Annotated in this window: 28 protein-coding genes; 11 read left to right on the forward strand and 17 right to left on the reverse strand. The window is 47.6% G+C overall.

The genetic code is table 11. The features are described 5' to 3' along the window. Positions 1-546: 546 nt before the first annotated feature. The 4 genes from BUQ98_RS16620 to BUQ98_RS16630 all read right to left on the reverse strand — a co-directional run bounded on the left by BUQ98_RS16620 (position 547) and on the right by BUQ98_RS16630 (position 2,012). Positions 547-738, reverse strand: a complete 192-nt coding sequence (locus tag BUQ98_RS16620; RefSeq protein ID WP_074214891.1) for a hypothetical protein — start codon at positions 736-738, stop codon at positions 547-549. A gap of 324 nt (positions 739-1,062) precedes the next feature. Next, the gene (locus BUQ98_RS17220; protein WP_256359500.1) at positions 1,063-1,188 is read right to left on the reverse strand and encodes a hypothetical protein; all 126 of its coding nucleotides are present in this window, start codon (positions 1,186-1,188) and stop codon (positions 1,063-1,065) included. 205 nt (positions 1,189-1,393) lie between these two features. Next, a complete protein-coding gene (locus tag BUQ98_RS16625; RefSeq protein ID WP_074214892.1) occupies positions 1,394-1,720 on the reverse strand; it encodes a hypothetical protein in 327 nt (108 codons plus the stop codon). Continuing rightward, entirely contained in the window at positions 1,713-2,012 is a 300-nt protein-coding gene (locus BUQ98_RS16630; RefSeq protein WP_139294804.1) for a hypothetical protein, read from the reverse strand. Before BUQ98_RS16630 ends, BUQ98_RS16625 begins: the two co-directional genes overlap by 8 nt. Before the next feature lie 153 nt (positions 2,013-2,165). Here BUQ98_RS16630 and BUQ98_RS17225 point away from each other — a divergent pair, with 153 nt between their 5' ends. After that, entirely contained in the window at positions 2,166-2,294 is a 129-nt protein-coding gene (locus BUQ98_RS17225; RefSeq protein ID WP_256359501.1) for a hypothetical protein, read from the forward strand. Positions 2,295-2,394: 100 nt separating this feature from the next. Here the strand turns inward: BUQ98_RS17225 and BUQ98_RS16635 are convergent, their stop codons facing one another. Further along, complete coding sequence (locus BUQ98_RS16635) at positions 2,395-3,294, reverse strand: BRCT domain-containing protein (protein ID WP_074214893.1); 900 nt, start codon at positions 3,292-3,294, stop codon at positions 2,395-2,397. Between the two features lie 260 nt (positions 3,295-3,554). On the opposite strand from BUQ98_RS16635, the gene BUQ98_RS16640 reads away from it, so the two are divergent. Next, entirely contained in the window at positions 3,555-4,181 is a 627-nt protein-coding gene (locus BUQ98_RS16640; protein WP_074214894.1) for a recombinase family protein, read from the forward strand. 3 nt (positions 4,182-4,184) lie between these two features. On the opposite strand, the gene dcm is transcribed toward BUQ98_RS16640, so the two are convergent. Continuing rightward, positions 4,185-5,507, reverse strand: coding sequence for a DNA (cytosine-5-)-methyltransferase (dcm, locus tag BUQ98_RS16645; protein ID WP_074214895.1), 1,323 nt, complete (start codon positions 5,505-5,507; stop codon positions 4,185-4,187). Between the two features lie 68 nt (positions 5,508-5,575). Between dcm and BUQ98_RS16650 the strand changes: the two genes are divergently transcribed. Together BUQ98_RS16650 and BUQ98_RS16655 are read left to right on the forward strand one after the other, a co-directional pair. Further along, positions 5,576-7,246: an McrB family protein gene (locus tag BUQ98_RS16650; RefSeq protein ID WP_074214896.1), complete on the forward strand. Its 1,671-nt coding sequence runs from the start codon at positions 5,576-5,578 to the stop codon at positions 7,244-7,246. Further along, complete coding sequence (locus BUQ98_RS16655; RefSeq protein WP_074214897.1) at positions 7,239-8,513, forward strand: LlaJI family restriction endonuclease; 1,275 nt, start codon at positions 7,239-7,241, stop codon at positions 8,511-8,513. The genes BUQ98_RS16650 and BUQ98_RS16655 overlap by 8 nt, the downstream gene beginning before the upstream one ends. Before the next feature lie 138 nt (positions 8,514-8,651). On the opposite strand, the gene BUQ98_RS17230 is transcribed toward BUQ98_RS16655, so the two are convergent. Together BUQ98_RS17230 and BUQ98_RS17075 are read right to left on the reverse strand one after the other, a co-directional pair. Next, positions 8,652-8,777: a hypothetical protein gene (locus BUQ98_RS17230; RefSeq protein ID WP_256359502.1), complete on the reverse strand. Its 126-nt coding sequence runs from the start codon at positions 8,775-8,777 to the stop codon at positions 8,652-8,654. 200 nt (positions 8,778-8,977) lie between these two features. Next, entirely contained in the window at positions 8,978-9,148 is a 171-nt protein-coding gene (locus tag BUQ98_RS17075; protein WP_175566343.1) for a hypothetical protein, read from the reverse strand. Between the two features lie 170 nt (positions 9,149-9,318). Between BUQ98_RS17075 and BUQ98_RS16660 the strand changes: the two genes are divergently transcribed. Continuing rightward, complete coding sequence (locus BUQ98_RS16660; protein ID WP_074214898.1) at positions 9,319-10,242, forward strand: WYL domain-containing protein; 924 nt, start codon at positions 9,319-9,321, stop codon at positions 10,240-10,242. Between the two features lie 117 nt (positions 10,243-10,359). On the opposite strand, the gene BUQ98_RS16665 is transcribed toward BUQ98_RS16660, so the two are convergent. Continuing rightward, a complete protein-coding gene (locus tag BUQ98_RS16665) occupies positions 10,360-11,337 on the reverse strand; it encodes an Abi family protein (protein ID WP_074214899.1) in 978 nt (325 codons plus the stop codon). An 822-nt stretch (positions 11,338-12,159) separates the two neighbouring features. Beyond that, the gene (locus tag BUQ98_RS16670; protein WP_074214900.1) at positions 12,160-13,173 is read right to left on the reverse strand and encodes an NAD(P)H-quinone oxidoreductase; all 1,014 of its coding nucleotides are present in this window, start codon (positions 13,171-13,173) and stop codon (positions 12,160-12,162) included. Between the two features lie 163 nt (positions 13,174-13,336). On the opposite strand from BUQ98_RS16670, the gene BUQ98_RS16675 reads away from it, so the two are divergent. After that, the gene (locus BUQ98_RS16675; protein ID WP_074214901.1) at positions 13,337-14,224 is read left to right on the forward strand and encodes a LysR family transcriptional regulator; all 888 of its coding nucleotides are present in this window, start codon (positions 13,337-13,339) and stop codon (positions 14,222-14,224) included. A gap of 20 nt (positions 14,225-14,244) precedes the next feature. Here the strand turns inward: BUQ98_RS16675 and BUQ98_RS16680 are convergent, their stop codons facing one another. Then, positions 14,245-14,592, reverse strand: coding sequence for a hypothetical protein (locus BUQ98_RS16680; protein WP_175566344.1), 348 nt, complete (start codon positions 14,590-14,592; stop codon positions 14,245-14,247). Positions 14,593-14,706: 114 nt separating this feature from the next. Between BUQ98_RS16680 and BUQ98_RS16685 the strand changes: the two genes are divergently transcribed. Together BUQ98_RS16685 and BUQ98_RS16690 are read left to right on the forward strand one after the other, a co-directional pair. Continuing rightward, on the forward strand, positions 14,707-14,982 hold the full coding sequence (locus tag BUQ98_RS16685; protein ID WP_074214914.1) for a helix-turn-helix transcriptional regulator: 276 nt from the start codon (positions 14,707-14,709) through the stop codon (positions 14,980-14,982). A 58-nt stretch (positions 14,983-15,040) separates the two neighbouring features. Continuing rightward, positions 15,041-15,400 carry a hypothetical protein gene (locus BUQ98_RS16690; RefSeq protein ID WP_139294808.1) on the forward strand — a complete coding sequence of 120 codons (360 nt, stop codon included), beginning with the start codon at positions 15,041-15,043 and terminating at the stop codon, positions 15,398-15,400. 56 nt (positions 15,401-15,456) lie between these two features. Here the strand turns inward: BUQ98_RS16690 and BUQ98_RS16695 are convergent, their stop codons facing one another. The 5 genes from BUQ98_RS16695 to BUQ98_RS16715 all read right to left on the reverse strand — a co-directional run bounded on the left by BUQ98_RS16695 (position 15,457) and on the right by BUQ98_RS16715 (position 19,683). Next, the gene (locus tag BUQ98_RS16695) at positions 15,457-16,236 is read right to left on the reverse strand and encodes an HNH endonuclease family protein (RefSeq protein ID WP_217693657.1); all 780 of its coding nucleotides are present in this window, start codon (positions 16,234-16,236) and stop codon (positions 15,457-15,459) included. Positions 16,237-16,449: 213 nt separating this feature from the next. After that, positions 16,450-17,046 (reverse strand): recombinase family protein, encoded by a 597-nt coding sequence (locus BUQ98_RS16700; RefSeq protein ID WP_074214905.1) that lies wholly within the window; start codon positions 17,044-17,046, stop codon positions 16,450-16,452. Between the two features lie 136 nt (positions 17,047-17,182). Next, positions 17,183-18,262 (reverse strand): replication initiation protein, encoded by a 1,080-nt coding sequence (locus BUQ98_RS16705; RefSeq protein WP_074214906.1) that lies wholly within the window; start codon positions 18,260-18,262, stop codon positions 17,183-17,185. Positions 18,263-18,767: 505 nt separating this feature from the next. Further along, positions 18,768-19,049, reverse strand: coding sequence for a hypothetical protein (locus BUQ98_RS16710; RefSeq protein WP_074214907.1), 282 nt, complete (start codon positions 19,047-19,049; stop codon positions 18,768-18,770). Further along, positions 19,042-19,683 (reverse strand): AAA family ATPase, encoded by a 642-nt coding sequence (locus BUQ98_RS16715; protein ID WP_074214908.1) that lies wholly within the window; start codon positions 19,681-19,683, stop codon positions 19,042-19,044. The genes BUQ98_RS16710 and BUQ98_RS16715 overlap by 8 nt, the downstream gene beginning before the upstream one ends. Positions 19,684-20,970: 1,287 nt before the next feature. On the opposite strand from BUQ98_RS16715, the gene BUQ98_RS16720 reads away from it, so the two are divergent. Genes BUQ98_RS16720 through BUQ98_RS16730 form a run of 3 tightly spaced genes read left to right on the forward strand, consistent with a single transcriptional unit; the run spans position 20,971 to position 22,938 of the window. Further along, on the forward strand, positions 20,971-21,693 hold the full coding sequence (locus BUQ98_RS16720) for a hypothetical protein (RefSeq protein WP_074214909.1): 723 nt from the start codon (positions 20,971-20,973) through the stop codon (positions 21,691-21,693). Next, on the forward strand, positions 21,686-22,423 hold the full coding sequence (locus BUQ98_RS16725) for a hypothetical protein (RefSeq protein WP_371515131.1): 738 nt from the start codon (positions 21,686-21,688) through the stop codon (positions 22,421-22,423). Before BUQ98_RS16720 ends, BUQ98_RS16725 begins: the two co-directional genes overlap by 8 nt. After that, complete coding sequence (locus BUQ98_RS16730; protein ID WP_074214911.1) at positions 22,420-22,938, forward strand: metal-dependent hydrolase; 519 nt, start codon at positions 22,420-22,422, stop codon at positions 22,936-22,938. Before BUQ98_RS16725 ends, BUQ98_RS16730 begins: the two co-directional genes overlap by 4 nt. Before the next feature lie 143 nt (positions 22,939-23,081). Here BUQ98_RS16730 and BUQ98_RS17080 read toward each other — a convergent pair. Beyond that, positions 23,082-23,327 (reverse strand): hypothetical protein (locus BUQ98_RS17080; RefSeq protein ID WP_074214912.1); only part of this gene is annotated, 246 nt, incomplete at its 5' end.

Raw genomic sequence — 23,327 nt, forward strand, 5'->3', positions numbered from 1 at the left:
TGGGCACACATCATTGTGATAGCTTCTGTCGACCAAGGTAATCGGCAGGCTCGCCATGGAAAAGCCTAAATCAAAGTCCGCGCCAAAACATGCTTGATAACTCATTGCCACACCCCTTTTAATTCAATACTTTAATTATAGCATAACTTACGTAAGTTATGCTAGTTATGTAAGTTAATCGTGATAAATTTATCACTTTTAGCCATACAAAGAGCCTGTCTATTGACTACATAGCATGGCATCATGCATATTTTTATAACCACTTTTAACGGTTAGGTATACGCGCGAAAATGACGAAAATCATCAAAAAATACGCGCTAGAGGCCGTTATCCTCGGCTTGCTACTGAGTGTGTCGGTTTGGCTTATTGTGTAGTGCTGTGGCTGGTTGCTGTAAGTTCCGCGTGGTTTGAGGATGACTTGAGTTAGGGCAGGTAAAATACTCGTGCCTCAAATCGAGTTAGAGAGTAAACGGTTAATTAACCGTTTACGATAGTTAAGGTTATAGCTTGCGGGTGTATATTTACGCTTAATGATTTGACGTAAACTTAATCCATTAATTCTAAACTCACAAAGTTACTCGCTGTAGTATTAATAATGGTAATATCACCGCGTGGAGCTTTTAACTTAATTAAATAACCTTCACTATTAATAAGGGTTGAACCCATAGTAGTAACCTCACCTCCATCTTCATCAATTTGTACATACTTGATTTTCTCTCCAATAAAATCTTCAAACATTTTACTTATCCCTCCATACTTATTTATTAACTTTATTTCCACAACGCTATATAAAAAATATTATTCTATATTGAATCAACTAGTATTTACTGACTCAGTGACTATTCAGCAATCCGAAAGTACCGAGTGCTCTATGAATAGTAACTCGAAAGTGTTCAAAAAAATTATTCCAACATGATTACCACATGCAGAGCATTGAGATCTTTATTCAACAACCTGCATAACTTACGTAAGTTATGCAGGTTGTGTTGTTTACGTAACAATCATAACTGCGTAGCCAAACCGGTAACTGTATAGCTCCATATGACCAACCAATACCATTTTTTAACCAAACCACGTTTCCGTGTGGATCCGAATAAGAAAATTATCACGCACAAACTGCGTGAAATTATCTGATTGGCGTTCTTCGGCAGTGGTTTGCTTCCATAACCAAGAGAGAGTTTGACTCAAAGACTCTCCCTCTTCCTCACAAATTGACGTCCAAATCTTGTTTTCCGTTTCACTAATGCAAATAGTAGAAAGACCTGTTGGATGATGAAACCTTATAAGCACAATCTAATCCCTCCTAGCTCCATATACATAGTATCTTAGTTGGCAGTGATTCAAAAATGAGCAACTACACAACAGCTTTTTAAGCCTCTTTCACGCAAAAGCATCATAGCTGCGTGGCCAAGCCAGTCACCGCCTCAAAACGCTCCTCGAGCATATCGCAGTAAATACCGGTTTCTTGATGTACCGTTTCTACCGCAAAGGTGCGCCGATTGATGCGCATGTAGGTCACCGTGTAGGTATCGCACGGGTCAAGCACCACCTGAACGCGGTTGATGCCACCGCGCGCAAAGCGCGCGGGCAAATCAAATTGCACACCAGGGGCGGGCAGGGCGACGAACTGACGCGCGCCGGTCATTGCAATAAAACGCTGGCCACCAAACTGCCCCATAATCACACGCGCGGTTTGCTTGGCATAATCTTGCTTATTCATGTGCATCCTCCCACGCTTCCGCGGCCATTAAAAACGCTTCAAAATCCTCAATGGTAGCGATCACCCAGCCGTGCGGGCGCAAGCAAGTATTAAGCGCCGCGATCACTTGGCCAACCGGTGGGTTGATATCCGCTAAATTTTGATAGAGCTGATACAAACGCGCATCCATCAGCTCCGCCCGGAACGGGCGCAGCCCACTCATTGCTGTAGAGCCTGAGTGATGCAACGACGATACGTTGCTCGCCCCAGCGGGCTTAGTGGCGCTTGCGGGTAATAAAGGTGAGTTAGGCATGGTGATTTCCTCCTGTTGTGTGTTTCTCATCGCCGTTTTCGCCTGCTTTCCCGACTGCGCAAAAGGTTCTAAGACACAAGCGCGCGCAGCGTGCACTTTACGCTTGTGTGTTAGGTTCTTGCGCGCCGAGGATAAGAAAGCAGCGTCAACGGGATGAAAGAAACACAGGAGGGCACTGACAACGAACCGGCCAGCCGCTTAGCGCCACTTGGCCGCTGGGGTGAAAAGCTCTTTCGCCCTGATCGTGACCCGAAGGGCCGAGACGTTGCGAAGCGCAGTTAGGCTCGGTTGAACCGGCGCGACAAGGGAGGAACGACCGCCGGCAAGCCGTGTGAAATAGAGCAGGATAGGGCGGTTACGTAACTTATATAAGTTACATCAGTTATGCTTTGATAAGTTCATTCCATATTTCTTCATTGATGATCTCAATATCGCCGCCGTTCATACGATGTTCTAGCGCACCTTCAATTTTGCGTCCATAACTTGAATAGCGCCAATCCCGGCTCGCGACAGCACCAAGCACTAAGATATCTAAGGTCTTTGTCACATTCTTTTTTACAGAGGCACCAAGAGCCTCTGCTCGCTGTTGCTGTGTACTTCTAGAGCCGCTTAAAAATTTACCAGTGAAGCAAACTGACTTACCTGATAAGCAGATATCTGCATTGTCTTTCGTGGAAAAGTCAGCAGACATCCCGTAGGCTAATCCCGAGTCCATTAAAGACTGACCTGATACCGCTTTGATTAGGTTCAATAAATCGTCTCTCTCTCGATCTTCAATCACATCATCCTCGAGAATTTCATCTACACGATTTTTGATTGCATTCGCTGGCCATTTGCTTGCAAGCTCAGGATCGCCGTTTAATAACGTGGATAATTTCCGTATTTCAAAGTCATTTAGCTCTTCATCAACACTTATCCCACTTAAAAAACCGAGTAAATGGTTTACGGTTGATTCATAGCCACCATCTTCGAGGTCGTTATACTCCAAAATCGTCGATAGCATACTTTGTATATCATCAAGTTCATCATGAGTAATGACACCATCCTCAAGGATATCGTCAATTTGCTCACGGATGTCGACGAAATCGCCATCATTTAAGCTGAAAATGTCATTATCTTGCCATGCACGAAGAAAAACAGTTTCCACATCATTAAGATGTTTATCCGCCTGAACACCATCAAGAATCCCTTGTAAGGTCAGAATAGCTTTCGCTTTATTCCTTCTATAGTTCCAGGCCAACTTAGTCGGTTGATCCGGCGATACAGTATCATTGTTACTCATTGATAATCCTCCATTAGCGCTGTCCCTTTATAAACGGAGCAGTCCCTAACGTATAACAACTGTCTAGAATAGTGTTAACCAAGTAACAAATTAAATAGGCAGTGCGTGAGTTAGGACTGATCAATTTACTTACACTTTCATTAGAGTATACCCAAACGCGACTCCCTCGGGAGTCGCCCATTCTTGCTATGTGACCACTTAAATGCGACACTCCTTTGTGCGACCATCTAAATGAGACGTTTCACGCACAAGGGCCCTTCATGTTTATCCGAGCTTACCTACGCGCCTCCACCGACGAGCAAAACGCCGCGCGCGCCAAAGACAGCCTGACCCAGTTTGCCAACGACCATGGCCAACGCATCGCCGCCTTTTATACCGAGAATATCAGCGGTACCCAGCTGGAACGTCCCGAGCTCAACCGCCTATTGGCAGACACCCAACCCAACGACATTTTGTTGGTTGAACAAATCGACCGCCTGACACGCTTAAACGATCAAGACTGGAAAAGCCTCAAACGCCATATTGAAGACACCGGCCTGCGCATTGTCAGCCTTGATGTGCCGACCTCCTGGCAAGCGCTGCAAACCCAAACCGCGCAACACGACCCGATCATGAGTGCGGTGCTCGATGCGATAAATAACATGCTGATTGACTTGATGGCCGCCATGGCCAGAAAGGATTACGAAACTCGCCGCGCCAGACAGCAACAAGGCATTGCCGCCGCCAAACAAGCCGGAAAATACAAAGGGCGCCAACCCGACAGCGAACGCCACCAAAAAGTGCACCGCTACCGAGAAATGGGGATGAGCTTAACTGAAGTGGCCGACGCGACCGGCTACAGCCGATCGCAAGTGTGTCGGATTTTGGCGAAAGAGATACAGGCCTAACAACTAGGCCACGTTGCGATTCAGCTTCGCTTGCTCAGCACAATGTAATGTTGAAACCAATGACTCGGCCAATGCATCAATGACCTTCATGCACACAGAATTACCGAACTGTTTGTAAATCTGGCCCTGTGACACAGCATCAACGATAAAGTTAGGTGGGAAGCCCTGCAAATTTGCGCACTCTCTAGGCGTCAATTTTCTTGGGTTTTTCCCTAAGTGACACTGATCAATCAAGATTTCAGAGCCGTCTTTATAGTAACGGGCGCTAATGGTATTGGTGTAAGGGCTGTTCGCATCGAACAGAGAGTAACCAAACCCATTTCCTTTAGTTTTGTGCTCTTCTTTGCGCTTGCGGTGACCATCCCACAACCGATCAGAAATCGTGTACTTATCTTTGCCTACACGTTGAATTTCTTCATCTAATTCATGTTGAGGCTGAAGAATGTCACCAACACGTGTTGGTGTCTTCGTCGGTACCGGCCACTGGAAAAGCTGACTAAAATCTACATCTGTAAAATAGTCACGATCAAAACCGACAATAAATATCCGCTCTCTGTTTTGAGGAGCGCCAAAATCCGCGGCCCGCAAGACTCGAACATCCACCCAGTAGTTAAGTGGTTGAGAAAGCGCACGACGAGACTCATCACTCATCGGTACATCATCAGGGATCTCTTGATCGTACTTACCCTGCAAAATATCGACGATGGTCTTCAACGTCCGGCCTTTATCATGCCCTTGTAACTGCTTAACATTCTCCAACAAAAAGGCTTTAGGCTTTTTCTCCGCCAAAATACGCTGAATTTCGAAGAACATGGTGCCTCGTGTATCACTAAACCCTTGTTTTAAGCCGGCTTGAGAGAATGCTTGGCAAGGGAATCCTCCAAGCAAAACATCATGATCAGGGATAGTGCGCGCGGGGATTTGTGTGATATCACCATTAGGCATTTCACCATAATTTGCTAGATAGGTTTTTTGCGCAAACTTGTCCCACTCTGAGGTGAACACGCAGTGACCGTTTTGATTCTGAAACGGCAATCGGATACCACCAATCCCAGCGAAAAGGTCAATGAAAGTAAACGCTGCGTCTTCTTGTTTGCCTTGCCGAAAGGGCGCATTTTGATAGTGTGCTTGCATCTGACTTTCCAGTGATAAAATGCTTTTCCATTTGGCGGGGGTGGGGACATGTTCACCGTTCTCCCATCCGCGGACAGTGCGTTCGCCTGTCGTATTTAGCCCTAATAAATTAGCCATTTCTGTCGGGCCAAACCCAAGCCTTTCGCGCAATGTTTTGATATATTGAGCTTTGTCTAGATTTGTCGTTTTCATGCTGGGCTCTTATCCGGTTTTAGTCCCGGCAATCGTAGCACTGTATATGTACACAGGCAAGGTGAGTTGTGCTTAAAGATTTAAACCAATTAATTAAAGACTGCCGAGATCACTTTGATAGCCTCGAGCATACTGGCGATATCCATATAGATGCGCACTTGGCAACATTGCTCAAGCAAGAATTTGAAGCTATCGAGAAATCAAAGTGTCATATTTTTCCTTTTTCTATTTCATTGATTAGTGAGGATGGGTTAAGAGCCGACTTACCCTCTTCACTGCTTTGGTACGCCCATGTGTTTTGGCCATTAGATGAAGCTCTGGTCGCTTATCAACAAAAACGTGACAGCTTGAGAAAACACTTGGTTGGTAAAGGTTTTTCCTATGCTGAGGTGAAGGCATTTTTAAAAGCGTTACCTTCGCAAGATCTTGATTACAGCTCATCAATTGGTAAAGAAATCAAAGCGTTTATAGACGCCATGAATCCAAGCGATGCTAATAATTTCCATAACCTGCTCACAGATAGATCATGGTGGATACAACCTCATAAGAAAAGTGAACAGACAACGGGAAAAACGCTAGAAAGATCGGACGTTTTCCAATCAGCATTGACGCTCGCAGCAAGGTTGATAGTCAATAACGCCTCAAAATTACAGTCCGTCGTGCGCACGTTTACGCAATCACAAACAATTAGAGAGTATTTTGAGCAGCTGAGTAAAGAGCCGATCCACTATCAAGATCAATCCAGTTTACCGACGGCAAAAGCCACTCCTCATCTCGCCATAGCCGCAAAAAACGAAATTATCTATGGTGCGCCAGGAACAGGAAAAAGCCACAAAATTGCCGAAAAAACCGATGGCCAAAAGAAAGTCGTCACCGTTTTCCACCCAGACACACAGCACTCTGACTTTGTGGGTGCACTTAAACCAACCATGTCAGGCGGAGCGGTCACCTATCAATTTCGTCCAGGCCCGTTTACCACAGCGCTAATCGAAGCCCTAACAAACGCCGACGAGCATGTTTACCTCATTATCGAGGAAATAAACCGCGCGCCGGCGGCGGCCGTATTTGGAGAGTTATTTCAGTTACTCGACCGAGAAAATGGCGCCAGTAAGTATGACATTGATGCCACTGACCCAGACATGCTGAGCTACATCAACCAGAAGCTAGCGGATAAAGGTATCGCGCCGATTACAAAACTGGCACTACCCAATAATCTGTCATTGTTAGCTACCATGAACAGCAGCGACCAAGCCGTGATGCCACTCGATACTGCCTTCAAACGCCGCTGGTCCTTTGAGTATGTCAAAATCGATTTTTCCAACCCAGATGTCAGTCAGCAAACCTTCAAACTGAGCACCAGTGACGGCGAAAAAACAATCACATGGAAAAACTTCGCCAACCGTGTTGTCAACAGAAAGCTGCAAGAGATAGGCGTTCCTGAAGATAGATTGCTTGGACCATTCTTCCTCAACAAAGAAGAGTTGGACAGTGATGAGAGCGCGCAACAATCACTGTGCGGAAAGCTCTTTGTCTACCTCTGGGACGACGTGTTACGCCACAAAGGCAGAACTAATGTTTTCAGAGAAGGGATTACGACCTTTGGTGATTTACAAGCCCGTTTCAACCAAGGTGACAGCCCAGTCTTTAATGAAACAGTTGATCAGCTCATTATCGAACATAGTGAAGCGGCCCCCGCGGTTATAGATGTCGACGAGGAAGACAGTGACAACAATGAGTGATTTGCAGTTTTTTACTGATCGTTCATTGGTCCAAACCCTACCGGCAGAGCTGATCAGTGCGATGACACATCAGGGGCTGATAGCCCCTGATCATCAAAGAATAAGGTTCTGTGGGCTATTTTCCTGGCCCAAAGGCTCGGCGCTTTTTCTGCCCATGAACAGCGACGAGAAGGAAAACCAGTCACTGGCAGCACACTATCTGCTAAAAGCACTGGATCGCTATTATCTTGAAAATCCAACGGCTATTTATAACGACGATGGTGATGATCTGATCAATGCAGATTTGCTTTCATTGGCCATTCACTTATTCGAAGATTACATCACTCACGGGCTTTACGTTCAGCGCTACCGTAAAAAGAGCGTGAACACTGGCAAAGTCAATTGGGCGCGGACCGTCGCAAGACAAACACCGTTCCCTGTGAGTGATCATCATGCAACACCGGTTTATCTAGAGCTTGAATCATCTAGAAGCACATACGCCTCGGATTGTGAAATTGCAAAAATTCACGCGGCCGTAATCAGAGATATTTATAAAAAATTTGGCGTACTCATCGCAGGGGAACAAAGCGAAGATGACACTCACTTAACCACGTTTCCGCAACCAACAACAGATCAGCAAACTCAGCTGGCCTTGCTAACGCTAGAGCTCTCCAAAACCTACTCCGAACGCGATATTACATTGCTTAAATGGCTACACCGATACTTAGAAAAAACATGGGGCAAGGAACAAGGTGCCCTAGTGATCGGGACACGCCACTTTCACAACGTCTGGGAAGCGATGCTTGATACCACGCTTGATGGCATCAAACAATTTAACCAGCGACTTCCTGTCCCTTATTACTACCAAAACGGCCACTTCATTGAAGCCGCGGAAAAGGGGCAAAGAACCGATACAGTGATACGAACAGCGGATAAATCACATTATGCAGTTGTCGATGCCAAATATTACGCGGCGCAAACACCACAAAGTGCGCCTGGCTGGCCCGATATTGTCAAACAGCTTTACTATCAAAAAGCCGTTTCTTCCGTTGTAGGAGAAGACAAACAGGTGACAACTCACTTTGTTTTTCCAGGAACAGCACAAAGACTCGTCTCCACACACGTTGGAAACCGCGGACAAAACAAGCAGACGCAATTGGTAGCATTACCAGAGTACCCAGCCATTCACTGCCATTACTGCCCATCGTCGGATCTCATCAAAGCATACGTCCAAGGGAGAAAACTGCAGACACTCCGCACCGAAATCCTAAGCAAAGAAAGCGACTGAGTATCTCGCTCCGCCCGAAATAGCTAGTCTCAGCGGAGCGATACCAAAACTAACAGGCCGGCGCGACCGGCTACAGCCGATCGCAAGTGTGTCGAATTTTGGCGAAAAAATAGGGCGCCTGAGCGCCCTTAGTGTTTATCAGTTTGGTAGGGAACGGTAATGGGAAACTACGTGCTCCCAGCGACCGAAACGAAAGCGTGGATAAGCCACTACAGGCACCACTTTTTGCTTTCTTGCTTTCGGAAAGCGAACGCGGTTTTTCATGAGATACTCCTCATTTTAATGAGAGAGGGATCCCCATGAGTTGAGATAGGCCGAGTTTGTGCGTATTATTGAGTCGTATTGAAATAGTACACACCTCAGAGCGTGGGACCTCTCAGTAGTAGAGCTATTTTGCTTGTTGGCGCAAGCAAAACCCCATCTCAACGGTAAATAGGCATATCTATTGGCGTAGATATGCCTTTTTATTTTTCTTTTCTTACCCCCTTGAACGGATTCCCATCCTGCTTCACGTTCATAAAGCGGCCAGTGTTCGCATCTCGCTTCACCCAATGCCCTGAAGCCGTTTGAGTTTGAGAACGCTCTCGTACTGCACCGTGTCGGCGGTTGTCACCAGAAACACCATTTGTAGCCATACTCTTCCTCCTATTTCATCTTCAGCATGGACAGATTAAATCTTAACCAAATCTCTTTTGAGATTCAAGGCATAGATCTAATTTTTAATTAAAAATGATCTTGCCACCTATACTTTAAATACGTGCTTTGGGTTTTCTGTTACAATGGAGGAAAGAAAGAGGGCTATATCATGACCACATATCGAGACTTAAAAGCAGAGGACGTCTCCCTGGCTGAGCGCATGGCTTATATCGATTTTAAGCTGCAGTTCACGGGGACGATTAACCGCTCTGACTTAAAAAATATGTTTGGCTTAGCAGAAGCGGCATCATCCAAAATGATGAAAACGTATGCCAGCATTTGTCCTGGAAATATGGATTACGTCCGGAAGAAGCGAGCCAACGCCATACTGGTAGACACCTTTAAACCTTTGCTAGATCTGTCTGCTGATACCGCATTAGGCATGCTCGCCAATGGGTTCAATAAAAACAAAATACTCACTGAGCCTATGCTTCCCTACGCACGAATAGGTATCCCCAACAGCCACCTTGATGTAAACAACGTCGCTTGCATTACTCGAGCTATCGCCGGTGGCTACTCGGTTACAGCAAACTACTTCTCCGCAAACAGCAAAGGCGAATCTTGGCGTGAAATCTTCCCATTAGCCATTTTCTTTAACGGTAAAACATGGAGCTTTCGAGGGTGTTGTAAAAAAGACAGCCCTGAAGGCGTGTTTAAAAACTTCGACTTTGCGAGGGTTAAAGAAGTAAAAGCTAATGAAGACAACAGGATATCGAATGAAGAAAGCTTGAGTAACGATAAGATGTGGAGCACTCAAGTTCCGCTACTACTCATTCCACATCCGAACCTGCCAGAAGATCAACAAAACATCATTAAGATGGATTTTGGCTTTATGCACGACACGAAACTGATCGTGTATGAACGAGCAGCGCTGGTCTATGTAATGACGAAACTTTGGCAAATTGATGCTCGAACAGAGGACGAAATCGATGAAAGGCCTCAGTGCGATCCGTTGCAATATCAGTTTAAACTCACCAACCAAGACATGGTTGATGTCGTCATTAAAGACTTAGAGTCTCGCTCACAGGACTAGTTAAAACTAACGGAACCGCTGCGGGATTGATGGCAACAGATAACCAAAACTAACTGGCCGACGCGACCGGCTACAGCCGATCGCAAGTGTGTCGGATTTTGGCGAAGGACTCGACGATTACCTGAAAAACAATGGTTCATTTTCCCAGTCGGCAGGGAAGCCCATCGACGGCATAAAGCGCTTAGCCACTGGATAACGCTCAAATAGATCAACCAATGCGGGGCCCAATAGCGCGTCATAGCCCAAGCCGTTATAAAGCTGTTGGACGGCAGCTAACACAGTATAAAGGCGGTTCAGTTGGTCTTCTTCGCGCTTGGTTGGATCAGGCCGTGTACGCACTAACGCCACATCGGGAGACAAAATACGCTTAATCGCTGTGGGTGCCGGCAAGTTGCGGTTAAACAGGCGCGAGTGATGCGCGCAGTGGTTACGTACCTGGTGAATGGCATCTACCCAAGCGCACAAGGTTTGGTACTTTTCGACGTTCAAGGTTTTCGCAAAGCGGTTCATTTTCAGTGCATTCACCTGATCGCTTTGCAAACTGCGCATCAGCTTAGAGACATTACCGAATGTCATCAGCTCAATGGCGACCCAGCCCGGCGGCAGATCGCGAAAGAACGGGCAGTAGTCGTTGTAATACTTGCTGCGGTAATGCTCAGCGAACTGCTCTTTGGAGTCTTTGAACATGTCCCGCACACGACTGACAGTTTTGACCTGCTCGCCGTTTTCCTTAAATAAAGCCGAATCAAGATACCAGAAGCGATTATCGGTTTGCTTGGTCATCCACTCCTCAAAGCCAGAGCGGATCCCTACTTCTACTTTACCCACCACATCGAACACCAAATTACGTAGCGCTTCATCAAACTGATAAAGGGCATAGCATTGCTCGAACGTGGTACCAGCTTGATAGCGACGAGGGTGAGAGGACGACTCAGAGAACGGCAGCAAGTACGCTTTAAATCGGTAGTAACTGCACCGTTTGAGTACTCGAGCGGCGAAATCACGATCAGCGATGGTGATCCCTTGGCCAACCAGCTTATCACACAGCTCAGCGGCACTCATATAAGGCTTGTTATAAGGCACGCGCGCAGACAAAACGGACATCCTTGAGGCAAAAAAAAAGCTTCCACTCTTACGGGCGGCGTGCGCACCTGGAGGAAGCCATTGATGAATTTATTATGTGGGCGAGGTGGGATATTGTCAACAGATACCAGCCTAACCCCACCACGACCAGCCCGCCGCGCCCCGCCGTAAATGGCTAAAGTACCATCGTTGGTAGGTTAAGGCACAAAGCCGATGTATGCCCCTAAGCCCACTATAAAAGAAGCGGGGCGCAGCCTGGGCGGGCGGGGGATGTGGTGGGTTTCGTGGAGGCCGCTTGCGAGACGGAACGATTATGCGGCTACCCGGGTCAATCCCGGCAGCCGCATAAAACTGCGATGGTGGGTACGCGGAAAATTTAATATAACACCTTATAATGCGGAGTTGCCCAGCGCCCGACAGCTTGCTGGCGATAGGCGCGTAGCAATTACGCATTATTGCAGTGTTATGTTAAGGCAGGGGGATCGTGCCAGCTGTCGTTTAGCTGGCCGAAAACCCTGCCGTAATTTGGAGCGTCCACAAAGGTGGGCAATGCGAGCTGAACTTTCCGCGCGTGATAATGTGACACCGTCACTCGATGGTCGCCGCACGGCAACGCTGTTCAGTTGCGGTGCGACGTTCATAGCCTTGCGAAGCAGGGCGCCCCAAGATTGGGGCAGGGGTTGAGAAGAGAAAGTGTGCCCGCGATGCTAGGCGGTGGCCATGACGCAGCCCAGCGTGGTGCGCTTGCGGACCGTTGTTCGCTGGGCGTTTTGCGTGATGGCCAACTTGCCGTAAAGCGCGGGCGCGGCTTTACAGTGACAACGTCCTATCTGTTTATTTATTTGTCAGCACAATTTTTCCCACGTGAAGACCTGAGTCAATTAATCGATGGGCACTCTGTACCTCGTCAAGAGAAAACATTTTATAAATCTGAGGCTTGATCTCTCCTGATCGAATAAGTCCCCATACATTTTCCTTTAACTGTGTGATGATTTCTTTCTTCTCCGCAGCAGTCCGAGAGCGCAATGTAGAGCCTATGTGAGTAAGCCTTTTGGATAGCATCGGGAATAGGTCAAGATTTTTTGCTTTACCACCAATAATGCCTATTTGGACGATCCGGCCATTGGTCGCGGCTGCATGGTAATTTCTCTCAACATAATCTCCACCGATAATATCTAAAATAATATCAGCACCGTAACCCTCTGTTTCTTGATGAACAATATCAACAAAGTCCTCTTCTTTATAAAGTATGGCCACATCCGCTCCCAGTGCTAAGCTGGCTTCTTGGTGCTCTCGAGAGCCGACAGTAGTTATTATCTTCTTTGCACCAAAGGCCTTTGCCAACATTGTTGCTGTTGTGCCTATCCCTGACGCCCCACCATGAATGAGGATAATGTCGTTCGCTTTAAACTGTCCCCTTTCAAACATATTCAGCCATACGGTCATAAACGTCTCAGGGAGTGCGGCTGCCTCTACAAGATTTAAGCCATCAGGTACTGTGAGTACATTATCTTCTTTGGCAACACTATATTCTGCGTATCCACCGCCTGTAAGCAGTGCGGCGACGCGATCACCGGCTTTGAATTGATGCACGTTTTTCCCTACCGCAACGACCGTACCTGATACTTCTAGGCCTGGAATGTCTGACGCGCCTTTCGGCGGATCATATAGCCCCTTTCTTTGCATGACATCTGGGCCATTCACACCTGCGGCATAGTTTTGGATAAGTACCTCGTCATCACCGACATCAGGTATCGGTCGGTGAGTCACGGATAAAACCTCTGGTCCTCCCGGTTTGGTTATCTCTACGGCCTTCATTGCATTGTGTGTTTTGTCTGACTGGATCATATCTAACCTTCCTAACTTACAGTGAAGGTAGGATTGTAAACAAAAATATGAAGAGAAAATGCGGCGATTTCTCATGATAGAAATGCAAAAATTCATCATATATTGACGAATGTAAGTATGGGAAATGCTAGGATTCAGGCATCTTTACCGTGAGAGAATGATAATGAATTGGGATGACACAAAAGTGTTTCTTGCTTTATATCGCAAAGGCAGCTTACGAAGTGCAGGAAAAGCTTTGGACGTTGATCAAGCAACCGTTGGTCGACGCATTAGTGCCGTTGAAGAGTCACTCGGGGCGAAGCTATTTCTAAGAACATCAAAAGGGTATGTCCTTACTCAAGCCGGCGACGTTTTTTTAAAAAACGCAGTCAAGATGGAACATATAGCATCCGACCTAGTCCGCTCGGTTGAAAGTATCGATGAACAATATGCAGGCGAGGTAAGAATATCAACCACTGATTCATTGGGTGTAGACTTCATTCTTCCTGCGCTGCGCACGATAAAAGACCGCTATCCCAGTATAAAAACCACACTAGATACATCAACAGACATTGTGAATCTATCTCGTCGCGAAGCAGATATTGCCATTAGAACGGTAAAACCCAGCAACCCAGATTTGATTGTCAGAAAATTAGCCAGTTGGCCAATAGGTCTGTTTGCATCGAAAACGTATATCTCCCAGCATGGCGTTCCCAAAAAAGACGAAAGTTTTCACGATCATTCACTGGTTGTTTACTCACCACATTATCAGAGAGGAGAGACCATTCATGTTGGTGGCATAATATGTGAAAAATCGATTATTCAGCTGGGCGTGAACACAAGTTTTATGATGCGACAAGCGCTTGTTCAAGGCATGGGAATAGGTGAGGTCGCGATACCTCTTGCCGAGAAATCAAAGTTAGAAAGGGTGTGGCCTGACTGGACAGCGTCTGATTCTTATGACATTTGGCTAGTGACTCATCAAGACTTCAAACATACCGCTCGTTTAAGGGTTGTTATTGATAGCATCGCTGACTTCTTCGAGAGCATGTCTACCTTTAAGAACGCATAACTAAAGGCGGTTATAATACGTCACCGCACGGCAACGCTGTTCAGTTGCGGTGCGACGTTCATAGCCTTGCGAAGCAGGGCGCCCCTAGATTGGGGCAGGGGTTGAGCAAAGAAAGTGTGCCCGCGATGCGCGGCGGTGGCCATGACGCTGCCCAGCGTGGTGCGCTTGCGGACCGTTGTTAGCTGGGCGCTGTGCGTGATGGCCAACTTGCCGTAAAGCGCGGGCGCGGCCTTGGTCTTTAACCGTCCGCGAGCGATATACCACGACAAAAGGCACAATGCATACCGCACGGCAACGCTGTTCAGTTGCGGTGCGACGTCCATAGCCTTGCGGAGCAGGGCGTCAGCCTGTGGTGTGAGATACACCAAACAAAGTTACTTCCGCTCTGGCTCTCTCTTTCAAGTAGCGCAATTAAATCAGATAATAAGCATCACAATTGCAGTGCTGGCAGGAAGCCGGTTGAAGTGGGAAGTAAGCGTGATATGGCAGATGCTACAAGCGATTTAGATACCTTCGAGAAAAGACTGGAGTATGCTCGAAAGCGTCAATCACTCTCGCAAGTTGCTGCAGCGAAATCGCTTCGCGTCGCGCGGATGACCTATAGTGATTGGGAAAAAGGAAAGCGCTCCCCAACCCTCGAGACCGTGGTCAAAATCAGTCACAGCTTAGACATTGATAAGCACTGGCTCGCGTTTGGTATCGGAGTATCCGATGATAGCGTTAGGAGCGAGCGGCAACTTGAAGAAACGTGCGAATAGCAGCCTATAGCCGTCCTAGGGAAAAGACGACCGACCTCATACAGCAAGGGAGAGTTTTATGGAGTACAGGAATTTTTGGTTAATAATGGCATTCATTGTTTGCTTCGTTGGCGTCGTTGCCAGCTATGGATGGCTGGCTGATACCGTAAAATATGGTGGGTTTATCGCGCTAGGCGCATTCGCTATTACCGCACGTCTACTTAAATTTGCATTTTCTAACGTAGATCCTCGGAGTGTGTTCCCAGTCGCTAGTGAGCAACCCAAAAGTGGTCACTATCCACATAACTCATTTTCAAATCCATTAGGTGATTTCAATACTGGCGATCTTACCGACCCTAGAAACCCAATGAGTCACAACCCAGAAGTCGTAGGGTCATTGGCTTGGCTGGCAACAAATCATGGCGATCATACCGATTAGGCTATACAGCTACTGTGTCATTCAGCCTACTTACTCACTGGGCAATGTACAGCCGCTCACATATCAACTACCTGTGAGCAGGCTAACTGCAACTCTTTAACTTTCGCCTTTTCAACGTTAACAAACTCAAGGCCATACTTGTCCACGATCGTCACAAACTTTTGCAAATAAACACACCGATACGGTTGCGCTAATGGTAACCACTCATCAGGCCCTTTTGCGCCTTTTTGTGAGTTCAAACCATCATCAGCAATGATTAAATTCGCTGGGTCGTTAGCAAACCGCTCTTTTTTACTGCGAGACCAAGCTTGGCCACCATGACCATGAGCCCACTTCAACGGCACCACGTGATCAATATCAACATCACTCGCAGTGGTAAAAGTGTCACCAGTGAACCCACCAATCCAGCGGCCTGTCTTTACCGTGCAATTTCTCTTATTCGTAAACGTCACTGGTACTGCTGAACGAGTAATTAAAATCTCAGCACGCGTGTTTTGACAATCTCCGTCATGATCAGACCAGTGGGGCCAAGCATCACGATCATACAATGTACTGAATGCTCGTTTTTCTCGCCGAGCTTCTGCGGTTGCGTCACTAACAGTAGCTTTTACACCAGGTCCCGAATAGTTTTTTGGTAACTCACCACCGCTGTTTAAGCAAGCATGCAAAGTATCAAACGAAGAGAAATTCTTGGTGCGATTGTAGTACGAGCTATAGCTGTCATGGCAAATGCCTGATTGGCTTTTCTTCACTATTTCAGCACCAACGCTACCGGTTACAAAGAAAGCAGAAAGTAGCAATGCGGATAAAGATCTAGGAGTCATGGTTTTGAACACTCTGAGGCTGTCGATTGGTAAACACCATATCAACTGAGAGATGGAAGCCGCTAGCAACAGGTAAAGAAAACGCGCCTAGCAAACATGCAGAGGAAATCAGCTAGGCGCGTTTGGCTACTTCTCGCGTAGCCATCTCGACATCATGACAAGGACCATGAGTGTGGCTAAGGTTATCATCTTATAGAGTTCTGGTTGCGATGGGGCTCGCAGTCTCTAAATCCCCCGTCTTTTCACATAGTCGGCCAGCGTACTCGGGGGCGTATCAATCAGCCGTGCCGTTTCGCGCAAGCTAAGCCCCATTGTGCGATATTTCTCGATTTGATCCCGTTTGGCATCGAGTTTTAACTTTGCAGCGGGTCCTTTCGGTCGCCCTAAACGAATGCCTTTTTCTTTGCGTGCCGCCAGTGCTTCGCGGGTACGCATGCGGATAAATTCGCGCTCAATCTCACCGGCTAGCCCCAACACAGTCGCGACGATACGCGCTTGCATCGAGCCGTCGAGCTGCATGTTTTGTTTAGCGATATGCACGTTTAACTGATGCGCCATGCAGTGTTCTAAAATCTCGAGCACTTGCAGCGTGGAGCGTGCCATTCGCGAGATCTCTGCAAACACAATGGTGTCTCCTGCTTCCATACCACTAAGCAGTTGGCCAAGTCGCCGTTGGTGCCATTTTTTCGCGCCCGACGCGGTGTCTTCCACAAACTGTAAGTTGGCCAATCCGGCTCGGTTGGCGTAATCCAAAATACCGTGTTTTTGGTTAGCTGTGTCTTGGCTGTCGCTCGAGACGCGAAGATAAGCGTAATTGGGCATGGGCGCACCTCCTCACGTTATAGTGCGAAGTGCGCCAGGAGATGGCTATTTAAGCGATTGATAATGCGATGAGATTCACGACTTGCATCAGTGATGTAACTTACACAACTGAAATAACTTACGTAATTTAAATAACTTATTCTTTGCTGTTTAATGTGCCTGATAGCTCGCTACGAATACTGTTCAGTCGTGAAAGGAAATTGGCATCAATCGGTGTGTTTTCTGGCATATTGGTGATCCCAAGCTCAACCGAGCGCAGCGCAAAATCGTGCTTTTCTGTGAGCTCTCCGCCGTATGGCCAGCTCATCACAATCTGCCAGGCTTCCCGCGCGAGCGTAAGCATAGGGTCATCCGGTGCCGGCTCAGCGGCGAGTTTTTCCCGTGCTTGTTTTTCTGCAGCTTGATCGTGGGTTTTCCAACGATACAAGAACTGTACGGCTACCATTTTTCGTCCCTGCATGATTGGCGCGAAGCCCACATTGCCAGTTTTGCTGTCAGTGTGAAACTCGAGCTCTTTGATCACTTCCGGGCACTGCATCATTTCTTTAATCGGTTTGCGGATACAGCGGTCGATAAACACTTTGTTGCTACGATAACTGGGCTTGATCAGATTGCCCTTTTCATCCAAAAGCCCAAACAAGCCGTGTAGCGCATCGATAGACTGTGGATGCAACACGCCAGTCTCACGAAAACGCGAAAGTAGCGTGAAGAGGCGTTTTGAGTGCTCAGATTTGAGCTTTCTGAATGCGTGGTGATTGATCTGCGCGTGGCCAGCTGAATAGTCAACATACGCGTGCAACAGCTCGGAGTTGGGCACGATAGTCAGTTGCCCCTTCTGATAGCGCACACGCGCGAACAGCGGGATAAAATCAAACTCTTGTTCGCTATCGTTCTCAATGCCGACTTTGCGGCTCGATAAACGCTCAGCAACAGGGCGTAAGGTCGGGTAGAGCTGTTTAGTCTCTAGTCCAAACCAGTCTTTAAGTACATCAGATGAGAAGACATAGCGCGGGGCATGAATGTCTCGCCGCTCGCGATAATCGTTCCAGTGATCGCGATGCAGTTTGGCCAAGAACAGCGCCATCATGTCGTGCTCACGCGCGGTTAAGCCAAGCTGGCTGAAAACAAGCTCATGACTTTTCTTAAAAAATTGCTTGGGTAGGTCGCTTGCTGTCTCCGTCGAGACTTGAAAGCGGCGATCATCATCGTCTGTCATTAGAAGGTTCCGTGCCAAAGGTCACATTTTTTTAGTGTGAGCGCTTAGCATACTAAAAATCTGTGACCATTAAACCCGATATCCCACAAAACACTAAAAATCTGTGACCATAACGATCTAATTAGTTGCACTGTTTACTTTTTACCCAACACGCTGTTTTGATTAGTTACAGACACTAAAAATCTGTGACCATTAGATAAATAATCGCATGAGACTAAAAAAATGTGACCACAACACTAAAAAAAAGATCTGAAACACTAAAAATATGTGACCATAGAATAAAAAAGTGTGACCTTAAAGGGTGAAAACACTAAAAAAATGTGACCATAACACTAAAAATCTGTGACCATTAGCGTTATAAAGTGATGATTTTAAATGGTTTTTCGGACGTTATAGATCTTTATAGATCTCTTATAGAGATCTTATAGATCTATATAGATTATTATAGAGACTGTGGATTGTGGATAACTCGCTGAGTTACCACACAAATCCACAGTTCCCATCATCAATCTTTTTGTGTTTTTTCAAGAAGTGAAACGATCTCATCGTCAGATAACGTCGCTAAATGAGCCACAGCGGCTGTGACGACCTTTGAACGACTACACCGGAATGTACGTGGCTTTAACGACAATTCTTCTATCAGCGAGTCTTCACGCTCTGTGAGCGAGAACGTCAAACGCTTATATTTTTGCTTCGACGTTTTTTGCGTTTCAACGAGTGGCTCTGCCGCACTGGCAAATTTTTCGATGTCTTGTGTGTTTGGTGTGCGTTCGCGACGTTTAACCATGGGTAATTTCCTCCATCAACCTATCCATCTCATCGCGGGCTTTTGCATCGCGCCATTCAAACACTGTCTTACCCTCCGCAATGCAATCGCGGAACGCTTTACGATCGTGGATCAGTGTCTCAGCCAGCTGGAACTCGGGAAAATCACTCAGGTATTCACGTGCGTCATCCGCTTCTTTGATAACAGGGTTGGTTGGGCTCATGTTGAGCACCAGGTAACCGCGCAAGTTAGGATTCAAATCCTGGGCTTGTAGGTACACCTCCGTGAGGTGTGGAAGCGTATCCAGATCGTATTGCGAGGGACGCGATGGCGAAATGACGATATCAGCGACAACCATGCCGGTGCGCAGTTCGCGGCTGTCGCGACCCGCGGTATCAACCACAACGTATTCGTATTTGGATGCCAAATCTTTCAGCGTCTGGTTGATGTTGCCGGATGCTTGTACGTGCGGGATGTTGCCGATGCTTTCATTTTCTTGCCGGTCTTGCGCCCAGCGCGCCGCACTGCCCTGGGGATCAGCATCCACTAAAATCACATCCGCTTCTTTATTGAGCAGCCAGCCAGCGACATTGATGGCCAGCGTGGATTTACCGCAGCCGCCTTTCTGGCTGCCGAGTAGAAATATCTTACCCATCGTTCGCCCCCTCGTAAGTTATGAAACTTACGTAAGTGTAGTAATTTCCGTAAGTTAAGTAAATAAAAAAATCGCGTTAAAACAAGAAGGTTTGTTGTGATTAGTGGGAATGAACAACAAAAACGAGAGGCCTCATGAGGTATAAATCGATAAGAGAACCCAGTCTATCGTTTGATTTGCCATCGGTTGCTAATGGGTAGAGATATTACCGCAAGTACTTTGGTTGGTTTTCTTTATTAGTACACATTTAAAGTTATAGTGCGTTAGAGAGTTGGAATCAATTCAAGGTATTACTGCAACTAAATAATCTTGCAAAAAAAAATGATCCTTGTTCGTCGCACACACCTTTGTCGCTTATGACAGTGAAACATAGCTCAGTATGGTGGATCGCAAGGATCAACTGGAAGGAGAATCAATGTAATTACTTAGGTCGAATTGGCCGTTGCGCTCACAACGGAGAATACACATCGCTTTTCAGTATGCCTCTTGACTGAGGTCACTTCAATTCGTCCTCGAGATACCTCTCGCATTTTTATAAGTTTCTGCATGCACTTAGTCGTTGCGGGTAAACCAACGCCAGCGACACAAAACAAGTGGGCGGCTGTTTGTTATGAACAAAAGCAAGCATGCAGTGACAGACAGATGCCGTTTTGACGGGAACGCGTATTGCTTGGCCAAAGCAATGCGATAAACAGGTTCTGGCTACGGGTGATCGCCAAGTTATAAGGGTTCGCTTATTACGTAAGTTACTTAACTTATGAGTTTTATTAACTTACTCGAGCAGCAAACTGACTTGGAAATAGAAGGATTGACGTCCCAACTTTGCAACAGGAGTGGCGACCTGTGTAGCTAGGCCCAGCCCTATCTAATCTGCTACGAAATGATCGCACCTGATAAAGCATCTGCACTGAATAGCCAACATAACTTGTCTAGACGGGCACGGATTTGGGTTGATGTTAACGCCTCTTTGGTGCATCACCCAGCCCCCGTCAAAGACCTGCTATTGTCTTGTCCGGATTTAAGGGTCGGAATTTTCGTGTCTGTGGGGTGCTGCGGATGTGTTTTTGGTTGCTGTGGTTTGTTTACCCCTTAGTTTTGTCTTTTTTTTCTTTTTGCATGCACGGGAAAAGCCCATGTTATCCGAACAATTTTTGTTGCCTGCGGCGCGGCGATTCGCGCAATGTTTTGCGCCCGTTACACGGTGATGAACACTGGATCGCACGCTCACGTGACAAGCGTTTTCTCTGCGCGTTGGGTCACTAGGATTGAGGATTCAAAGGAGGGAGCATGCGCTTTTTAAAGCTACGCACAGACAGCAAACGCACGCGCAAAAGTGGCCACAAATACGTGACGCCACTGATTGTCGATGCGCCGCGTCGCTATGCCCCCTCTAAGTCGCGGCGCGAGCGGGCGTTAAAGCGCAAGCAATGTCAGCTGATCACTGGTGCGCACGACAGCGGTAAATCACGCTGGCTATGTCGCTTATACGATTCACGCGTAGAAATTTGGGGCGCGCAATCCGAGCCGGTTTGGCTAGAAGGCTTGATGCCGCTATCAAGCTGGATTGAAGTGCCCGGGATTGATAAATGGCATGCTGAAAAACAGGATGACGAGAATCCCGCCCCGCCCTGGGCGAAACTCAACTTGCAGCAAAAAGCCGCGTTACTCAGTGAGTACATTGCTGAAACCGGCGCGATGCTGTTTATCGATGACGCGCATAAGCTCACTGGACGCAAAGCGCAAATTGCGCGTCAGTGCATGCTTGCCAGCAAGCTTTGGCTAGTGAGCGCGAGCGAAGAAGGCCGTTTGCCGCCTTCGGTGCGGCCGCTGGTTGAACGCCGCGAGCCACAGCGCACCAACCTCGAGTCGGATGTCAGTTACGACACCACCAAGGTGCTTATCTGGATTGTTATTGCAACATGCATGATGGCCGGTGCTTGGGAAGCCGGCGCCGTGTTGGGCGGATTACAAATGCTAGGAACAGGCCGGAGATCGAGCCGTGCTGATTAGGGCGCGTCTCGCTGTCGCCGGTGCATTTTTTGCTGTTTCTGTGCATGCAGCTGAGTGGCCAAGCGCCGATTTTTCCTGGCAAGACAGCGCACCACCGCCGCCAGAAGTACACCCGTTTGAGCTGCCCACACTCAACGGCGAAGCGCCCCACTTTAATACTGCCGTACCGGCGCTCAAAACGGCACCGCGCCCGGACACCGATGCGATTTATCGCGCGATCACGCACTGCTACCCCGAAAAGAGCAAATTCAACATCGATATCAATATCGTTGCCGGCATGAAAAGCAGCTTGGATCAATACAGCACCGACAACTGGCCAGAAATTAGCGAGCACTACGTGGGTATCGTCGGCAAGATGCCGCTATATAGCTCTACCGAGCAATCTCGCGAACGCAATTGGGAGTATCAGCGAAGAACCAACACAGCGACCGCGGTCGCAAGCTTTGCCAATGCAGTAGCAAACCGCAATCACGCGTACCGAATGATGGGGCTATACATGGCGCTTGAAGCGCGCGCCCAGGCGCGGGTGACAGAAGGGATCGCAAACGTGAATGAGCAGGTTGGCTATTTAGAAAAGGTGGCCGGTAGCCAGCGCGATGTTCTCCAATTTGAAGCCAAAGTGACCGAGTTTCGCTTAGCGCTCGCTGCAATGTGCGATGACACCCAGCAAGCAGTGATGAACGACTACTTAAAAAAAGTGGCCAAGTTACCCAGTGAGAAACCACAATGAGATGGTTTAATCACACGCTTATCGCCGGTGCCGCATGCGCGGTGGTTTCGCCACCCCATGTGGCTGCAGCTGTCGCCGGAGCTACCGCGCCGGATTGGCTCGAGTGGTTAATAAAACTCACCGGCAAACGAGTCAAACACCGTGGCCACACTCACTTATTTTCACACTGGTTAATCTTCGCACTCGCAGCCACTTTTATTTGGGATTGGCACGGGCTGCTCACCGCGTTTGCATGGGGCGGCGTCAGCCATATTCTTACTGATGCAATGACCGTCACCGGCGTACCGTTCTCGCCGTATAGTGACCGGCGCTTTCATTTATTCGGTGGGCGGTTTCGCACCGGCGATCCGGTGGAATATGCGATTGCCGGCGCGGTGGTCCTGGTCTGCATTGCCCTGTCTCACCTAACCGGCGGCGATGGCTTTGCACCTTTCTTCTACGACTGGGGCGGGCTTTATGACAGCGGCTTGATTGACGGCAAAGAGTGGAAAGCCAATCGGTTTAGGCTTATTTAACTTACGTAACTTACTTTTATTACGTAAGTTACGTTTATGGCATAAGTGTAGTAACGAGCTTTTGGCTTGCCGGTGACTTAACTACAGTTTCAGTGGATAAGTGTGAAACTATCTGTGATTACCACAGGGAAGTACTTCCCCCATCAATGCGCTTTATTGGCGCTTCCTTTCGCTAACGACGTCACATACTGCACCAACGCGGCAGCATCGTTAGTGGTGAACAAATCAGGTTCCATGTCATCTGGGAAAATCTCCGGATACTCGGCATCACCGTCGTTGATGGCAATCACGATCGTATAACGACTGGCATCTGGATTTTCGCGCTGCTCAGGATTGCAAAAATCGACATATAAAATGTAGTAACGTGCATCAAGCTCGAAGTAGAAAGA

It is taken from the genome of Salinivibrio sp. ES.052 (assembly GCF_900141775.1).
In the GTDB taxonomy this organism is placed as follows: domain Bacteria; phylum Pseudomonadota; class Gammaproteobacteria; order Enterobacterales; family Vibrionaceae; genus Salinivibrio.

What these genes read in the sequence shown, in the direction of transcription:
- BUQ98_RS16720 (WP_074214909.1), top strand. Translation starts at nt 20,971, where the DNA reads ATGCGCTTTTTAAAGCTACGCACAGACAGCAAACGCACGCGCAAAAGT.
- BUQ98_RS17230 (WP_256359502.1), bottom strand. Translation starts at nt 8,777, where the DNA reads ATGAAAAACCGCGTTCGCTTTCCGAAAGCAAGAAAGCAAAAAGTGGTG.
- dcm (WP_074214895.1), bottom strand. Translation starts at nt 5,507, where the DNA reads ATGAAAACGACAAATCTAGACAAAGCTCAATATATCAAAACATTGCGC.
- BUQ98_RS16640 (WP_074214894.1), top strand. Translation starts at nt 3,555, where the DNA reads ATGTTTATCCGAGCTTACCTACGCGCCTCCACCGACGAGCAAAACGCC.
- BUQ98_RS16715 (WP_074214908.1), bottom strand. Translation starts at nt 19,683, where the DNA reads ATGGGTAAGATATTTCTACTCGGCAGCCAGAAAGGCGGCTGCGGTAAA.
- BUQ98_RS16655 (WP_074214897.1), top strand. Translation starts at nt 7,239, where the DNA reads ATGAGTGATTTGCAGTTTTTTACTGATCGTTCATTGGTCCAAACCCTA.
- BUQ98_RS16730 (WP_074214911.1), top strand. Translation starts at nt 22,420, where the DNA reads ATGAGATGGTTTAATCACACGCTTATCGCCGGTGCCGCATGCGCGGTG.
- BUQ98_RS16635 (WP_074214893.1), bottom strand. Translation starts at nt 3,294, where the DNA reads ATGAGTAACAATGATACTGTATCGCCGGATCAACCGACTAAGTTGGCC.
- BUQ98_RS16620 (WP_074214891.1), bottom strand. Translation starts at nt 738, where the DNA reads ATGTTTGAAGATTTTATTGGAGAGAAAATCAAGTATGTACAAATTGAT.
- BUQ98_RS16660 (WP_074214898.1), top strand. Translation starts at nt 9,319, where the DNA reads ATGACCACATATCGAGACTTAAAAGCAGAGGACGTCTCCCTGGCTGAG.
- BUQ98_RS17075 (WP_175566343.1), bottom strand. Translation starts at nt 9,148, where the DNA reads ATGGCTACAAATGGTGTTTCTGGTGACAACCGCCGACACGGTGCAGTA.
- BUQ98_RS16670 (WP_074214900.1), bottom strand. Translation starts at nt 13,173, where the DNA reads ATGATCCAGTCAGACAAAACACACAATGCAATGAAGGCCGTAGAGATA.
- BUQ98_RS16685 (WP_074214914.1), top strand. Translation starts at nt 14,707, where the DNA reads ATGGCAGATGCTACAAGCGATTTAGATACCTTCGAGAAAAGACTGGAG.
- BUQ98_RS16700 (WP_074214905.1), bottom strand. Translation starts at nt 17,046, where the DNA reads ATGCCCAATTACGCTTATCTTCGCGTCTCGAGCGACAGCCAAGACACA.
- BUQ98_RS17225 (WP_256359501.1), top strand. Translation starts at nt 2,166, where the DNA reads ATGAAAGAAACACAGGAGGGCACTGACAACGAACCGGCCAGCCGCTTA.
- BUQ98_RS16710 (WP_074214907.1), bottom strand. Translation starts at nt 19,049, where the DNA reads ATGGTTAAACGTCGCGAACGCACACCAAACACACAAGACATCGAAAAA.
- BUQ98_RS16690 (WP_139294808.1), top strand. Translation starts at nt 15,041, where the DNA reads ATGGAGTACAGGAATTTTTGGTTAATAATGGCATTCATTGTTTGCTTC.
- BUQ98_RS16675 (WP_074214901.1), top strand. Translation starts at nt 13,337, where the DNA reads ATGAATTGGGATGACACAAAAGTGTTTCTTGCTTTATATCGCAAAGGC.
- BUQ98_RS16625 (WP_074214892.1), bottom strand. Translation starts at nt 1,720, where the DNA reads ATGAATAAGCAAGATTATGCCAAGCAAACCGCGCGTGTGATTATGGGG.
- BUQ98_RS16630 (WP_139294804.1), bottom strand. Translation starts at nt 2,012, where the DNA reads ATGCCTAACTCACCTTTATTACCCGCAAGCGCCACTAAGCCCGCTGGG.
- BUQ98_RS16705 (WP_074214906.1), bottom strand. Translation starts at nt 18,262, where the DNA reads ATGACAGACGATGATGATCGCCGCTTTCAAGTCTCGACGGAGACAGCA.